A 17221-nucleotide genomic window follows, 5' to 3' on the forward strand; every position below is an offset into this window, starting at 1 on the left:
CATGGCTTCTTTGTGGTTGGTCACGGCACCTGCCGTCAGGCCACAAAAAGCCCTACTGGTCTGAACGTGGTTAAAGACTTATCGGGGGGATAATGCTACACCAAATTATTGCTTGTTATCTTCGCGGCCGAATTGCGGACCGGAGCGGTATCGCGGTTACCAACAACCACCTAGGTACTGGTGGTGTTACATCGACTCATAAAAACCTCGAAAATCCATGACTTACGATCTTATCGTTGTTGGCACCGGCCCCGGAGGCTACGTTGCTGCCATTCGCGCCGCACAACTGGGCATGAAAGTTGCCGTAGTGGAGCGAGAAAATCTGGGCGGAATCTGTCTCAACTGGGGTTGTATTCCCACGAAGGCCCTGCTGAAGAGCGCTCAGGTTTTTGAATACATCCAGCACGCAGAAGACTACGGTATCAAAGTTGGGTCCGCCAAGGCCGACTTCGGCAGCATGATCTCCCGCAGCCGCGGAGTAGCCGACGGAATGAGCAAGGGCATCAGCTTCCTGATGCGCAAAAACAAGATCGACGTCATCGAGGGGGAAGGCAAATTGCTCCGGGGTAAGAAGGTGGAAGTCACCGAGAAAAGCGGTAAGAAAACCACTTACGACGCCGAGCACATCATCGTCGCCACGGGTGCCCGGGCGCGGCAACTGCCTAACCTTCCCATCGACGGCGAAAAAATTATTGGCTACCGCCAGGCCATGACGCTGGACAAGCAACCCAAGCGGATGGTAGTCGTGGGCGCCGGCGCCATTGGCGTGGAATTCGCTTACTTCTACCACAGTATCGGCACTGAAGTGACCATCGTCGAATTTATGCCCGGCGGGCTCGTGCCCCGGGAAGACGCCGACGTATCCAAGGAGCTGACCAAAATCTACAAGAAGAAGGGCATCAAAGTGCTGCCCAACACCAGCGTCGAATCGGTCGACACCAGCAAGAAGGTACTGAAGGTGACCACCAAAAACCGCAAGACCGAGAAGGAGGAAATCATCGAATGCGACGTGGTACTTTCCGCCGCTGGAGTCAGCCCCAACACCGAAAACATCGGTCTGGAGGACCTGGGGGTTAAAACGGACCGCGGCCTCATTGAAGTGGACGACATGTACCGGACCAACGTTCCGGGCATCTACGCCATCGGTGACGTGGTCTCCGGTCCCGCCCTGGCGCACGTAGCCAGCGCCGAGGGGATTGTCTGCGTAGAAAACATCGCCGGCATGAACCCCCACCCCATTGACTACGGTAACATTCCGGGTTGTACGTACTGCGTCCCCGAAGTTGCCAGCGTGGGCTACACCGAAGCGGCGGCCAAGGAGGCCGGGTACGAGGTCAAGGTGGGTAAATTCCCCTTCTCCGCCTCCGGAAAAGCGAGTGCGGCCGGCGCCAAGGAAGGTTTCGTCAAGGTCATCTATGACGCCAAATACGGCGAATGGCTGGGGGCCCACATGATCGGAGCCAACGTGACCGAAATGATCGCCGAGGTAGTAGCAGCCCGCAAGCTGGAAACCACCGGCCACGAGATTCTGAAGGCGGTTCACCCTCACCCGACCATGTCCGAAGCGGTGATGGAAGCGACCGCAGCCGCCTACGACGAGGTCATTCACCTCTAGACAAATTCACAAGGCCTAAGCTACTCGAAGCCAGCAAGTTCAACTTGTTGGCTTCGTCTTTTGATCAGTGAGCGAAGAAAACCACGTAGCTCATTCTCAATCCGTCCGTGGCTTTACGGTAATCCGACGGCGTGCCAACGGCCAAAAGATTCTTCCCCCGGTTCAGGGGTGGGTCCTTCAAGTGAATCCTCACGCCATGCTGCTTGGCGGTGGCGGTGGCCAAATATTCTGTGTTGAAGGAGGCTCCCCGAACCGTAGTCCCATTAATCGACAACCGAATTTCGGAGGCCAGACAATCCAAAAAATCAGCGGCCTCCTGAGTGGGTTTATCTCCTTCACTTCCTTTCTGGCTCTCCGCGCAGCGCTCCCGGTAGAGGACCAACTCCCGCTCGGGTAGCGGAACCCACACCGAAAAGAGCTCCGTAGTATCGACGTATTTGCTCGGCAGGACGGGGCCATAATGCACCCCTTCATAGTTCTCCTCCTCGTAGGCAGCCCGGCGGATGAGGGTGGAATCCTGTGCCTCATAAAAGAAGGTGGACTCATAGAAATAGCGGGCGTTAGAACTGAATGCCTGGTCCGCTACGGTACCGAGGATGGCTACCCCAACGCCCATCCCCACCGCATAAAACCAATATCCTTTGCGATCGGCCACCTGGTAGGAGAGAATGTTCAGGGCGGTAACGGTGAACCGGCTGTTGATGGGAAACTGAAGCCGGTACATGATTCGGGTGATGGGAAAATGTATCCGTTTTACCCAGGCGCGTTCCCGCAATTTTTCTATGTGCAGCACACTCACGATGATCGCCATGACAAAATAGGCCAGGGCCAGGATCAATATCCCAACGGTAATCCAGCGGGAATAGCCCCCGAAATTTCGCAGTAAGCCGATGAGGATCACCACGGCGCTGAACACTATACCGAAATTAAAAAACAGGCTCGCCGCCGCAAATCCCGTCCCGAAAATTCCACTGGCCAGGCCATCGAGTCGAAGGATGTAAGCGTCGATGTTTCCGTAGTTTTCCCGCATTTTTGCCTGAAAATCCTCGCTAAAGCGCTTGTTGGGCCGGAATCCTCCGGGGAAAACACTGTTGAGCCCGACCATGCCAATCCACAGGGCCCGCACAATGAAGTGGAAAATAAAGGTGAAGATCAGCGCGGCCGTCACCAGGCGCAGATAAAGAAATACTAATCGCCACAGCCCCAGGGCCTCGCTGTCCTGGTATAAAAGCAGGAAGACTTCAAGCTGATCCAGTAGTCCGGGAAGCTGCAGGGTGCCAATGATCGCGGCACCCGAGATGATTAATTCTGCCTGCCAACTCTCTTCCTCCACCCGTTTCAACCATGTGGGCTTGGCGGGGGAATGCGGTGCTCCTTGTTTATCGGATTCCATTGCCACAAAATAGCCCATGATGGCTGGGCAATCCAGCAATGCGCAAGAAAAATTGTGGATGGACCAGCGCTCGGCAGATTACGGCATCATACCTGCTGGATTTCCCGCCCGTCGTCCGGTTGCAGCAGCGCAAGGTCCCTTTCGGTAATCATTCCGACCATCTTTTTGTCGCACACCACCGGCAGACCACTGAACCGTCCACTCAGCATGATTTGCCGGAGGCGGCCGAGGCTGGTCTCCGGCCCCACGGTTTCCAGGTCCCGAAGCATGATTTCCGCCACGTATTCTTTATCGTTGCTCCCTTCCCGGTGCCGCCGCAGCAGACCATCGGTAAGGAGCCCCACGAGTTCTCCCTCGTCATTCTCCACGGGCAGGTGGTGGATATTATTCCAGTTCATGATCATCTCCGCCCGTTCGATGCAATCGTTATGGTTTACGGCAAATACATCCCGGGTCATCAGGTACTCCACGGTGTTTTCGGAGTTCAGAGAAACCGGAAAGCTTTGCCGGTAGTCCTGCCATTCATGGACCGGCAGGTTCTCCCGCTGGTACTCCAGCATCATCCGCACCAAGGCCGTCTCGGCCGCGGCCGTTCCGTGGGCTTTTTCCAGGCTACGGAAGTTGCGTACCGTCCAACTGGAACCCGTCGTTTCTCCCGTCACCCGATGGTGGATGACCCCGAGGTATTTTTCGATGTCCCTGGTGTCCACGCCGGATCGCTCCAGCCCTACCCTGGCTTGGGGAATCAGGGTATCCAGCAACAGGCTTTTGGCGGTCCGGAGGCGACCAAACCAGTCAAAGGTGGTCCCGAGGCCGGTTCTTGCGGCCTTGACGAAGTTATCACGGACCGACTTGAAGTCAACGCGTTCAGGGAGCAATCCCTTCTCCAGGTCATTGCCCTGCATCAGTCCCGTCCAGAAGGCGAAATTGGCAATTTCGTCCAGGGTACTGGGCCCGGCCGGAATGTAACGGCACTCGATGCGGAGGTGGGGTTTGGGGCTGGTCGGGCCGTAGCACAAACGATTCCAGGTGTAGGTTGTACCGTTTTGCAGTCTGACCGCCCGCAGCTTCGGAGTTCCTCCCGCCCTTACAACGTCGGTTGCCCGTTCGAATCCATCGGAGGTCAGCAATAGGGGAAAACGGCTAAGGTTGTTCCGCCAGATTTCCGCCGCGGAATGGTGCAGCCAATCCTGACCGAAGTACACCCTGGCCATCTTAGAACGCAGGTTGCGGGAAGAAGACCGCGTATCCAGGCTCTGCTTGAAGATGGCGATTCTGGTTTCCGCCCACAACTCCCGTCCGAACAGGAGCGGAGAATTCACGCAGGCGGCCAGGACGGGGCCCGCAATCATTTGTGACCAGTTATGCTGGCGGACGAAATCCCGGGAAGGGATCTGAAGGTGCAGCTGAAAACTGGTATTGCAGGCTTCAAACAGTACGGAGTTCAGGGAGGTAATCAGGTCATCGGCCCCCTGCAGGTAAATCTGAAAATCTTCCCCGCGTAGGGCCTTGAGTGAGGCGCTGAGCGTTTTGTAGCGGGGTTCCGGGGTCATGTTTTCGAACTGGAGATTCCGGTACTTCAGCGTGGGTAAAATACCACACTGAAGTATGCGGGCTTCCTGACTACCGGCCGCCGCCTGCCCGATGTCCAGCAGACCCAACAACTGTTCTTCCGTTTCCCGGAAGCAGCTGCCGCCCAGGGGCAGTGGATCGAGATTGGCCTCCAGGTTATAGAGCGCCAGTTCGTTGGTATAACGGGGGTCTTTAATGCGATCCAGCACCTCCAGCGCCGTGGTACTGGCCTGATAATCCTTACCCACAAGACACAATTCCTGTTCGGCGCCGATCCAGGCGGGGCCTTCGTCAAAAAGCCCTTCTTCGAGCATCATCTCAAAGGCAGCCAGGTCATCAAGGTGACTGAGGTAGGCCTTTCGGTGGTCGGCCTTGTCGGTAATGCTCCGTACGCGAAAATCTCCCATTAGCGGTCGTTTAGCTGATCGATGCAGCTAAGTACGCGTCACTCCATGGAGCATCCAGTGATGAAGGCTGGAGTAAAAAATGATAATTGTCAGTTGCGAAAGTGCCTAGCAGGCGGCCATCGCCACGGGAATCTGGACGGCCAGTCCGCCCTCGGCGGTTTCCCGGTACTTGCTGTGCATATCCCGGGCCGTATCCAGCATGGTCTTTATGACCACGTCGAGCTGTACGATGGCGTCCTTCGGATCGCTTTCCAGGGCCAGGTTAGCCGCCGTGATGGCCTTCATCGCCCCGATGGCATTCCGCTCAATGCAGGGGATCTGCACCAGTCCGCCGATGGGGTCACAAGTGAGCCCCAGATGGTGTTCCATGGCAATTTCCGCCGCCATGAGCACCTGCTCGGGGGAGCCGCCCAGTACTTCGGTCAGGCCCGCCGCCGCCATGGCGGAACTGACCCCGACCTCCGCCTGACAGCCGCCTTCGGCGGCGGAAATGGTGGCGTTCTTCTTGAAGATACTGCCGATCTCCCCGGCCGTCAGCAGGAAGCGGCGTTGCGCCTCCTGATCGGCGTTGTCACACCAACAGCGGAAGTAAAGCAACACGGCCGGAATCACTCCCGCCGCGCCGTTGGTCGGGCTCGTGATGACCCGGCCCAGGGCCGCATTTTCTTCGTTTACCGCCAGGGCAAAACAACTGATCCAGGAAGTGGTGTTACGAAAGTCCGGCAAGCTTCTTCGGAGTTGCTTCTCCCAGGCCGAAAAGGAATTCGCCGCCGGCTCTCCGAGCAATTTTGCGCACAGTTTCCTCGCCCGCCGTTTGACGTTCAGTCCGCCGGGCAGCACCTCCTCCGGAGCCGTACATCCCTGATGGATGACGTGGTAAAAGGTATCCAGGTAGTGATCAATTTTTACCAGTAAATCATCGACCGGGCGAAAGGCCTGCTCATTCTCGTAGACGATGTCCGAGATGGACTTCCCGGTGCGTTCGGTGTGGGCCAGCAGATCCGCCGCGGAGTGTACGGGATGGGGCAACTGAAACCCCTGGTCGATGCGACTGGCCGTGCCCACCTTCACGATGAAGCCTCCCCCGGTGGAATAGTAGGTCTGCTTCTTTTTCTTACCGTTTCCGAGCAGGGCCTCAAACGTCAGGGCGTTGGGGTGAAAGGCGAGGGTTCTTTTGGCAAAGACGATATCCCGTTGCGGATCAAAGGTGGCCATACGGGGGGCCACGGGAGACCCCACGTTCACCTGCCGCTCAGCCTTGATGCGGGAAACGTGAAACGGTATATCGGCGGTGGTGATGGTCTCGGGGTCAAAGCCCTCCAGGCCGAGGGTGACGGCAATATCGGTGCCGTGCCCTACCCCGGTTTTGCTGAGCGATCCGTAGAGGATCACCCGCAGATTGAGGACTTCCGTCCCGAGGGGCAGGGACTCCCGGAAGGCGAGCGCCGCCCGCCACGGCCCGAGGGTGTGGGAACTGGAGGGGCCTACGCCAATTTTGAAAATATCGAAAATACTGATGCTGTGCATGACCAAAATATTCCGCAAAGGTGCGGCAATAAGTTGTCATAGCAAGCAATTTTTCCTGAATTTTTTTGCCGGTAAATCGGCCGTGTCTTCCCCCGACAGGAACAGCTATTTTGCGGAAGGGCAGGAAGAATTTGGGCACTACGTGCGGGTGCAAAGGTTCTGGGGCCGGCAAGCAACACCCCAAAGGACACGGCTCTTCACCCATTGGCCGGCACCTGCACGTGTTGCCCCGGGTGTCTGCACACTTTTTTCCGTTGTCTGCCCGGAGTCGGACGCATAAACCTACCGTCCTACCGATTGGTAAGCCTCCTGATTTAAATAGATAATTTTAGCAATCGTTCGCCACTACTTGGGCTATCTTTGGTCTTAATCCCATCCAGAACAATGCTTATTTTCCGGAGTTTATTCCTGGTTTTCACGACGCTGATCCTAAGCTTCCCTCCTACTCCCGAAACCGTTCCCCACCACCCGACGGAGCGGGACCAGCCCGTCCTGGATTGTGCCACCGATCATGTGCACGAAACCCTGGGCCAGAATGACCCGAAGTATCGCATCAGCCAGGAAAAACTCGAAGCGGAATGGGCCCGGGTGGCCGGTAAGGGACTGCGGCAAAAACTCCCCCCACCCTACGAGATTCCGGTGGTTTTTCACATCGTGCACGAAAACGGTACGGAGAACATTGCCGACGCGGACATCCTCAGGTCCCTGGACTTTTTGAACCAGTCTTTCGCCAACCAGGGCTACTATGACCAGGGGGTGGGCGTAGACACCGAAATTCAATTTTGTCTCGCCCGAAGAAGTCCCGATAACTTACCGACCACCGGCATCAACCGAATCGTCTCCCCGCTCACCAACGTGGAAGCCACGGCCCAGGACCGAGACCTCAAGGACCTCTCTCGCTGGAATCCCCGGGAATACGTTAACATCTGGGTAGTGAGGGAAATTTGTGGTCTGGGACTGGGCTGCGGGGTCGCGGGGTACGCCTACTACCCGGGTGCCCACGGAGGAAGTGTGGACGGCATTGTGGTGGAGGCCCGCTGGCTGACCAGCAATGAAGCCCGGGCCACCGTGCTGACGCACGAGATGGGACACTACCTCGGGCTACGGCACACCTTCGACGGCGGCTGCACGAACGATGACTGCACCCTCGACGGGGACCGTGTCTGCGACACCCCGCCGGACAACTCCAAGGCCGCCGTTCCCTGCGGCGGCACGGCCAACTCCTGTACCACGGACACCAACTCCGGCTTCGCCACCGACCAGAATGACATGTTCAACAACTACATGGATTACGGCAACTGGTCCTGCTACAACGCCCTCACGGCCGGTCAGCGCGACCGGATGCATTTCTTCCTGGAGGGCCGGCGGCAGAGCCTCCTGGAAAGTCCGGGTTGTCTGGATCCGTGTCCGGCGCCCATTGTTGCCTCCTTCACCGGAGGAGACGTGACCATTGACGTGGGGACCACCCTGAACTTTACCAATACCTCCACCAACGGTGATAACCTCCAATGGCAACTGGACGGCGTGGACGTCTCCACGGCAAGCACATATTCACAGACCTTCAATACGGTAGGTGTATATACGGTTACCCTGACCGTTTCCAGCAACGATCCGCTTTGCCGCCCCGAAACCGTCACCCAGCGGGTCACGGTATTTTGTCCCGTTCTGGCCAGCTTTGACGTACCCCCACTCCTGGAGGCCAGTGCAACAGCAACCTTTACCAATACCTCTACGGCGGGCACGAACTTCTCCTGGACGATCGACGGCACCCCGATCGCCACGACCGCCGATCTGAGTCATATTTTCCCGGCCTCCGGGCTATACGAAGTGTGTCTGGCCACCGATAATACCTTATGCGGCGAGGAAACTTGCCGCCTCGTATTCGTTCGGGAGCCCGCGTGTACGGACTGCCCGGCCACCGATGACTGCGGTAATGCCTTTGCCTTCAGTTACCAACAACCCGGCAGTCAGCAGGATGGTCTCTTTACTGCCGTCCTTCCCGCCAACGGCATCTTTTACGTCGGTGGGACCTACGCCGGAGGGCCCATCGTGATGGCACTGGCCGCCAACGGGGTTCCCATCTGGCAGCAGCAACTCTTCCCCCGAAATGGCGGGGCGGTAGTTTCCCAATTGGTCCTGGACCAGGACGGCATGCTCAGCGGAATTGGCTTTTCGGGCGTAGACGTACAGGACGCTACGGAGAGTTTCGCCTTCAGAATTGACCCGTCGGACGGCAACCTCCTCTGGGCGCGGACCTACCCCAACCAGAGCTGGGAAGCCAGTTTGTACCAGTTATATCACCCCGTTGCGGGTGGTCCGCTGGTGGCGCTCGGCCAGATGGAGGAACCTTTCTCCCCCACAAATTTCAACGCATCTGGTACCCGCTTCCTCATCAACCCCGCGGACGGAGCGCTAATCAGTCAACCCGATCGCTACGACAATGATTTGCTGCGAGGGTTTCTTGATGCCGTCTACGATCCGGCGGCGGGCCTGTACTTTACCATCAGCATCCAGCAGGACCTGAATACCGGCTTTTTCAGTCCCCAGGTAAGTGCGCTGGACGTGGGGGGTGTCATGCAGTGGAGCCAAAGTTACGAGGCCGGTAATGCCTTCACCCTGGAGGGCCTCAGCATTACCGACGACGGAGACGACCTGGTGTTTCTGGTTAATGATTTCGGTTCCACCAACACACCGTCCGGCTTTCAGATTTGGAAGATTGACAAGACGGGACAAACGCAGTGGGTCAGGAAATTTGCCCCCGGCTTTTCCATGCCCCTGAAGGTGAGAAGTAATCCCGTTGGCTACGTGGTCTGGGGGTACGTCGGCACCAGTGAACGACAAATGATCGTGCAGCTGGACCGGGACGGAAACCTCCTGTGGGCAAATATCTACGAAAATATCCCCACCGTTTGCGACTTCAACAACGCCCTGGCCACGGACAACGACCAGATCATTCTGGGGCTGGGGACGCGGTTGGGCAACATATACCCCACCCTGCTTCGGATTAACGCCGACGGTAGCACCGTACAAAGTTGCATCAATTATACCCCCGTAGACCTTGAGGAGGTTGAAGTGCGGGGAAGCATTACCCAGGAAGACCTGATCCGGGGGGAAGTTGAGTTTTTCGAGAATCAGATCTTCAGCGAGCCCGGATTTCTGGCGTATAATCCGGAAAGTTGTCAGGATCCCTGCCCTCCCGTAGACAGCTGCGCTACTCCCTTCTTTCTCCGTTACGGGGAAGCCGACGCCGTAACGGATGGGTGTTTTACCACCAGTGTGCACTCTGGGGGAATTACTTACGTGGGGGGACAGTTGAGTGGCCTTCCCTACGTTGGCGCGCTGGATGGAGAGGGAAATATCCTTTGGCAACGGCGGGTTGAAGTTAACCTGCCACTGACCGGAGGGAACTCCACCGAAACTAACCAGAAAAGTGGAGCAGGGTCATCCGCTTCGCAGGTAACTGACCTGATGCTCGACGGTGAAGGCACGCTTGTGGGCGTGGGTGCCTACCGTTCCGGGGACGTTCGGGCCGGCAGTTTCGGCTTTCGTCTGAATCCGCTTGACGGCACTACTCTGTGGGCCCGGAACTACGGTACGGATCTCGGGCTGGTCTTTCAAAACATCTCGGAATCTGCTGCCGGAGGAAGCTACCTGGCTACGGGAGGAGGTTTCGAGCTACTAGCCCCCCTGAATCAGGAAGTTGGTGCACTCTACTACATTGATCGCGCGACGGGGCAGACGCTGAATCCCGTCTCCGGACTGGTGCCCTTTCTTAACGAAGGTCTCTATGATGTAACCGCCGATCCCGCTACCGGCCTCCTGTACGGCATCGGTACGGAGGGCAGCGACCTCATACTCTATGCCCTGGAAGCCGACGGCACCCAACGGTGGACCCAGCGGTATTCGCTCGGCAATAACGGTGGCACACTGAGGGGCATTAGCGTGGAATGGCACCTGGCCGATCTGTTCATCCTGGCCGAATCCGAAGGGGTAACTGGAAGCACTCCGGTGATGATCAAGGCCTCGATCCTTGACGGCAGTGTGATCAGTGCCCAATGGGCCAGCTCCCCTTTGCGGGGCTCCCGGCAACTCTTTTCCTACGGCGATCTGGTGGGCAGTGTGCATTACGAGTTAAACAGCCAACGGGCGAGTATCCTGTTCTGGGACGCTGCTACCAACTCCCCGGTCCGGGAACTCCGTCTTCCCCTTCTGGTGGGTACACCTCAAACCGAACTGGTTACCGTCCGGGATTCTTTAGTGGTGGTCAGTGGCTTTGACGTGCTCACGCCCGACCCGGTCATTCTGGCCACTAATTTTGCGGGAGAGCTACCCGAAAGCTGCGGTAGTGTGGAAGTGAACGATGAGGTTTTCGCCACCGAGCTTGCGCTGAACGTCTCCTCGGAACCCCTTCCCGACGAAGGGCTTCGCATCACGTCGGAGGACAACCTCTCGGACCTGGGGCCCGCCTTCCTTTTTCCCGCGCCCGGAAACTGCCCGAGCGACTGTTCCGAGTCCGAAATTTGCGGCAACCAGATCGACGATGACGGAGACGGATTTATTGACTGTCTCGATCCCGACCTGATGAACGATTGCTGTTGCCTGACGGGGCCAACGGTCGATCTGGGGCCGGACACTACCCTGTGTTCCGGAGCATTTCTCCTGGCTCCCGACAGCTTACGCGGACTGACCCTTGAATGGTCAACGGGCGTGACGGGAGATAGTATCCTGATTGACCGTGCGGGAACGTACTGGCTGATGGCTACCGACAGCTGCGGCTACGCCGCCGCCGACACCATCGTAGTGCAGATCCGATCCACCCCTACCCTGGAGCTCGGTCCGGATACCACCCTTTGTCAAAACGGCGTCTTCCCTTTCCGGGCGCAGGACGGATTTGCCGAATACGAATGGGTAGACGGTACCACCGAAAAATCCTTTACCGCCTACGATGCCGGCGTTTACTGGGTCAACGCGACGGACAGCTGCGGAGGCATCCAAAGCGATACGGTACGGGTAACCATCAACCCGGTTACGGAAATTGATCTCGGACCGGACACCACCATCTGCCTGGGCGACACGTTGAGCTTCACCTTATCCGGTTTCACGAATTACCAGTGGTCCAACACCAGTTTCATTGACTGCGTCAATTGCCCGGAGGTGCGAGTGTGGCCGGACCGGGACACCCTGTTACTCGTTTCCGGCGAAATCTCGGCGGGATGCATCAGCTCCGATAGCCTGCGCATCAGGGTCACCACCGGCACGGGAGCCCGAACCAACACAACGCTTTGCCCCGGAGATTCTCTGGATTTTGGTGGACAAATCATTCGCTCCGCCGGACAGTTTTACGCCACGAACCTCACGGGCAGTTGCGACGTGACCGATACGCTGGACGTGACCCTGCTCCGGGACACGCTGACCACGGAATTACTTCAGATTTGCCAGGGCGACTCGGTGATGGTTTTCGGGCAGTTTGAATCCCAGGCGAACGATTACGAAGCGCAGTTCACGGCTAGTAATGGTTGCGACAGCACCCACCGAATTACCCTGGAAGTGTTCATGTCCTTCACCCAGAGGGATTCCGTGAGCATTTGTGCCGGGGACTCCACTTTGATTTTTGGACAATTTGAAAGCACCCCTGGGATATACTCCCAAAGCTTAATGACCGCCGGTGGCTGTGACAGTTTGCGGGAAATAGTGCTGTCGGTCCTTTCTCCCGTCACCACCACGGAGATGCGCAGCATCTGCGCCGGGGACTCGGTGCTCATCTTCGGCCAATTCGAGCAAGTGGCCGATACCTACAGCCAAACTTTCGCGGCGGCCAGCGGGTGTGACAGCACGCACCAGATTACGCTTACGGTGCAGGATACCACCTCCGGTCAAAATGAGTTAACCATCTGTGCGGGAGATTCCGTGCTGATCTTCGGGCAGTTTCAACGAACGCCAGGTATTTATGCAGAGACCTTTACGGCGGCGAACGGCTGCGATAGTCTGCACCGCACTCGGCTGAACGTGCTGGAGACTGTCATCACTCAGGAAAGCGCCAGTATTTGCGCCGGCGACTCCCTGCTGATTTTCGGGCAGTTTGAACGAACGTCGAACACCTACGCACAATCGTTTACCGGAGCCAACGGTTGCGACAGTACCCATCAAATCACGCTTACCGTTCGGGACACCATCTCCAGCGAGGAACAAGTGAGTGTCTGTGCCGGAGATTCGACACTGATCTTTGGCCAGTTTGAAAGTACGCCGGGAATCTATTCTCGCACCCTGGTGGGCAGCAACGGCTGCGACAGCACGCATCGGGTCCGTTTATCCCTGCGCCAACCCGTTTTGACGACGGAGGTCCGGACGCTCTGCCCGGGGGATTCCAGCTTTGTTTTCGGGCAGTTTGAACGCAACGCCGGTCCCTATGAGGCCCAGTTTGTTGGCGCCAACGGCTGCGACAGCACCCATCGGATTACGCTGGATTTTTTCGAGTTCAGCATCACAACGGAAGTACTATCCAACCTTTGTCTGGGCGCGAACGCAGGTGCCGGGCGTGTCCTGATCAGCAACGGTATCCCACCCTTTGAGGTTGCCTGGAGCAACGGCGAAGAAACCGCCGAAATTAATGACCTGAGCGCGGGGACCTACTACGTTTCCGTTACGGACGGCAATGGATGCACAGAAATTGATAGCCTGACCATCACCGAGGTCATCGGGCAGGATTATACGCTGATCGCCCTGCCGGAAAGTTGTGCCGGAGCGGCCGACGGCCGCCTGGAACTAAGCGGAGACACGACCGGACTACTGGTTAGCGTCGACGGCGAAGCGTTTGGCTCCTTCCGGCCCGATGCGCTTTATCCGGCGGGCGAACTGGACGTCAGAATAATGGATACCGCGGGGTGCCAGCGAAGTTTTGTACTTACCGTTGAACTTGGGAATGCCCCCCTACTCGACCTGCCCCCCTCCGTCATCATTGATCTGGGGGATTCCGTCTCCCTCACCGTACAGACCAACCTGCCACCGGGGTGGCCGCTCGACTGGTACACCAGCGCGGGTGATTCTTGTATTGCCTGTCCGACCGTCACTCTGCGGCCACTGCAGTCGGTGGAAGTGAGCGTATTTGCGGAGGATGAGAATGGTTGTCCGGCCGAAGACCGGACCAACATCATCGTTGATCGTGATAAACTGTTCTACGTGCCGACCGCCTTCAGTCCTAACGGTGACGGCGTCAACGACGTGTTCCGCATATTCCCCGGTCCGGCGGTAGAAAGCATCCTGTCCTTCGGGGTCTTTGATCGTTGGGGTGGCCGGGTCTTCTGGGTTGAAGACGTCGCGCCAGACGATGCGCTGGCCGCCTGGGATGGTCGCGTGGAAGGCCGGGATCCCAACGTCGGGGTACACGTATATCTGGTGGAAGTGAGGCTGATAACCGGAGAAATCGTTACGCGGGCCGGGGAAATAACCATCGTGCGCTAAAATCGCTACCGACAACCGAGCGGATAGGCTAAAAAAGTACGCGTATTTCTACTTGTTTTTCGGGAAAAACTACCCGAAACCAGACCGTTTGTGGCACGGCAGTTGGATTTACCATATTTTAAATTGTACTTTTCAGAATATGTTAAGGCCCCGCTTATCCGTACTCAGGTACGGACAAAACCGGTGTTGCCCCGACATCGAATACCACCACCCCGAGCGCCGCCACCCATAAATTCGGATTATGAAAAAGAGTATCGTATTTGCCTCGCTGTTGGGCCTGATCCTGATTGCCTGTAACGTAAATACAGCGTTGGTCATGCCAAAGGACGTAAAGTACCTTCAGGAAGTAGGCAACGTTCCCGAAAGACTTTCCCTTGAACAGAACTGGCCGGACTCCACTAAGGAGAAGTTCTGGTTCACGCCCCAGGGAGCAGAGATCATGCCCTACCTGTGGTTTACCTGGCTGGAGCAACCCGACAGCGAGGAACTCTTCCGGAGTTCCGAGTACATGTCCATGTTGGGATACTTACCCATGAAGACCTCCAAGTTTAATCCCTCGGGCCTACCGGTTGGCTTCGTGATGACGCGCCAAAAGTCCGTCAAGGGGGCCATGCTTGGCTTTACCTGTGCGGCCTGCCACACCAATCAACTGGACTACCAGGGTAACAAGTACCTCATTGACGGGGCCCCTACGCTGGGGAACTTCGTCAAGTTCTTCGACAACCTGATGGATGCCCTGAACGAGACGCATCGTGATGATGAGAAATTCATGCGCTTCGCCAAGCGGGTTCTCGGCGGGACGTATAGCGTGCAGTCGGCCGAAAAATTGAGGAGTGACCTTTTAAAGCAGGCTACGGCCTCCGGGCAACGACAAATGGTGAACGACTTACCCAACAGCTTTCCGGATGATTTTACGAGCTACGCCCGTCTTGATGCCTTTACGAATATTGAAAATGCCGGTACCGCTTTTGCGCTGAAAATGTTGAGTAATCGGAATACGCCCGCTGCTCCTGTCTCCTACCCATTCCTCTGGGGGACGCATCAATCCGACGTGGTGCAGTGGAACTGCTCCGCACCCAATACTCCGGTAGTGGGGCCCCTGGTGAGGAATACGGGGCAAGTCGTGGGGGTTTTCGGAGGGCTGGAGATCAAGAAAGCGGCCTGGTGGCAACGGCTCTACGGTAAAAAGAAGCGCTACTCCTCCACCATCGACTTTCACGGACTGGGCGCGCTGGAATTATACGTCAAGGACCTGCGTTCTCCCCGTTGGGAAGACACGAATTTCCCCGCCATCAACCGGGACCTGGCCGCCGCCGGGGAACCGTTGTTCAAGGAACACTGCGCGCGCTGTCATAAAATCGTGAAGCCCGCCGACGAGGGGCTTCCCTACAAAGCCGCACGAACTCCCTTAGACTCCCTGGGTACCGACCCCATGACGGCCTGGGCGGCCGAGCACCATATGGCCGCTACGGGGATTCTCGAAGGCACCAAGGCCGAGATCCTGATCGGAGATCGATTCCGGGACAGTGCGCAGGCCATCCAGATTCCGGTCAACGGCGTGGTGGGGCTGGTACTGAAAAACCCCGTCAAGGCCCTGTCCGCAGCGGCCATTACCGGTGAGAAAGAAACGGAAACGAAGTCGTGGAGGAAACACGTTGCTTACCACGAAAGGATCCGGGATTCCATCGTCGAGCACCGCTTCGACCAGCACGGTCTAATGGAATTGGCGGTAATGGATAGAGAGCACCCCGAAGACTATACCCCCACCAACAAGAACCTGGATGGGCTGGTGTACAAGGGACGGCCCCTGAACGGCATCTGGGCTACTGCCCCCTACCTGCATAATGGTTCCGTCCCCAGCCTGTGGGCGCTGATGATGCCACCTCCGGAGCGGCCACGCACCTTCTGGGTAGGCAGCCGGGAGTTTGACCCCAACGAGGTCGGGTACGTTTACGACCGCGGCAAGACGAAATTTCAAGTGTACCGAAACGGCAAAATCATGGAGGGGAATTCTAACCTGGGGCATAATTATGGCACCCACCTTCCCGAAGCCGACCGGAGAGCCCTGGTTGAATTCATGAAAACTCTGTGATGATGGCCCGTAACGTCCTTAGGCTCTGCCTCCTTGTACTGCTGGCCTTGTCGTTCGCATCGAGCCTGTCCGCCCAACGGAAGGACCTGCTGATGGCCACCGAATACCCGCCCAAAGGGGAAGCCGAGGCCACCCAGAAGATCATCAAGTTGCTGAAGGAACGTCTGGAAAAAGACTACCCGGCCCCGGAGCGTACCCGCAGGGACGCTCACCCCAAACAGCACGGACTGGTGAAGGCGGAGTTCACGGTGGTGGAGGGCCTGCCCAAGCAGTACCGGGTGGGTGTATTTGCGGAACCAGCCACTTATCATGCCTGGATCAGGTATTCCAACCTCTCGGGGCAGAAAAGCCCGGACATTGCCAAAGATTCCCGGGGAATGGCCATCAAGTTAATGGGTGTTGAAGGGGAGAAAATTCTTCCGGCACACGCTACGGCAAGCACCCAGGATTTTGTGTTCATGAGCACACAGATCTTCGTGACCAAGGACGTAAAGACCTTTGGCAAACTCCTGAAGTCGATCAATGGCGGGAAGGTGAGTGCCGGCGTCTTTTTTCTCACTCACCTTGGCCTACTGAAGTTGTTCAGTGAAGTACGCATCCAGGTGGCCAACCTTTTTGACGTGGAATGGGGCTCTACGACCCCTTATTTGCTCGGGGACCGAGCGGTTAAATATGCCGTTCTTCCCCGGACTCCGAGTGGCAGTGAGCTTCCCGCCGGAACCCCGTCAGAAAATTATTTGCGGGAACGCATGGTGGCCACCCTCAGTGATCAGGATATCTATCTCGATTTCTTCATTCAGGTACAGACTGACCCGGTCTTGATGCCCATTGAGGATCCCCGGGTAAAATGGAACCGTAACCTCTCCCCCTTCATCAAAGTCGCCAGTATTAAGATTCCCCGGCAAACCTTTGACACACCCGCACAACAACTTTACGGAGACCAGCTATCGTTTAGTCCGTGGCACGCCCTGAAGGTTCACCGTCCCCTGGGGGGACTTAATCGTGGTCGCAGGGCGATCTATGAAACCATGTCCAAATTTCGCCACGACCGGAACGGTGAGGTTTCCGAGGAGCCTGAGGACTGGATAACATTCCAGTAACTTCGGCGGGGGCGAACGCTAAAAAAGCATTAAAGTCGGTGGCATACAACTCTTTTC

General features: G+C 57.1%; 7 protein-coding genes. 4 read left to right on the top strand and 3 right to left on the bottom strand.

Features of this window, described 5'->3' with window-relative positions; translation table 11 throughout:
• Positions 1 to 217: 217 nt before the first annotated feature.
• The gene (gene lpdA / locus E1J53_RS21450; protein ID WP_134272204.1) at positions 218 to 1615 is read left to right on the top strand and encodes a dihydrolipoyl dehydrogenase; all 1398 of its coding nucleotides are present in this window, start codon (positions 218 to 220) and stop codon (positions 1613 to 1615) included.
• A 64-nt stretch (positions 1616 to 1679) separates the two neighbouring features.
• Here the strand turns inward: lpdA and E1J53_RS21455 are convergent, their stop codons facing one another.
• The 3 genes from E1J53_RS21455 to E1J53_RS21465 all read right to left on the bottom strand — a co-directional run bounded on the left by E1J53_RS21455 (position 1680) and on the right by E1J53_RS21465 (position 6514).
• Positions 1680 to 3008 carry a hypothetical protein gene (locus E1J53_RS21455; RefSeq protein WP_134272203.1) on the bottom strand — a complete coding sequence of 443 codons (1329 nt, stop codon included), beginning with the start codon at positions 3006 to 3008 and terminating at the stop codon, positions 1680 to 1682.
• Positions 3009 to 3094: 86 nt separating this feature from the next.
• Positions 3095 to 4987, bottom strand: a complete 1893-nt coding sequence (locus tag E1J53_RS21460) for a CBS domain-containing protein (protein ID WP_134272202.1) — start codon at positions 4985 to 4987, stop codon at positions 3095 to 3097.
• Between the two features lie 105 nt (positions 4988 to 5092).
• Positions 5093 to 6514, bottom strand: coding sequence for an L-serine ammonia-lyase (locus E1J53_RS21465; protein WP_134272201.1), 1422 nt, complete (start codon positions 6512 to 6514; stop codon positions 5093 to 5095).
• A gap of 384 nt (positions 6515 to 6898) precedes the next feature.
• On the opposite strand from E1J53_RS21465, the gene E1J53_RS21470 reads away from it, so the two are divergent.
• The 3 genes from E1J53_RS21470 to E1J53_RS21480 all read left to right on the top strand — a co-directional run bounded on the left by E1J53_RS21470 (position 6899) and on the right by E1J53_RS21480 (position 17164).
• Positions 6899 to 13972: a M43 family zinc metalloprotease gene (locus E1J53_RS21470; protein ID WP_134272200.1), complete on the top strand. Its 7074-nt coding sequence runs from the start codon at positions 6899 to 6901 to the stop codon at positions 13970 to 13972.
• Positions 13973 to 14213: 241 nt separating this feature from the next.
• Entirely contained in the window at positions 14214 to 16064 is a 1851-nt protein-coding gene (locus tag E1J53_RS21475; protein WP_134272199.1) for a di-heme-cytochrome C peroxidase, read from the top strand.
• Positions 16064 to 17164, top strand: a complete 1101-nt coding sequence (locus tag E1J53_RS21480) for a catalase family protein (RefSeq protein WP_134272198.1) — start codon at positions 16064 to 16066, stop codon at positions 17162 to 17164. The genes E1J53_RS21475 and E1J53_RS21480 overlap by 1 nt, the downstream gene beginning before the upstream one ends.
• Positions 17165 to 17221 lie beyond the last annotated feature (57 nt).

Source organism: Lewinella sp. W8 (assembly GCF_004375085.3).
Classification (GTDB): domain Bacteria; phylum Bacteroidota; class Bacteroidia; order Chitinophagales; family Saprospiraceae; genus Neolewinella.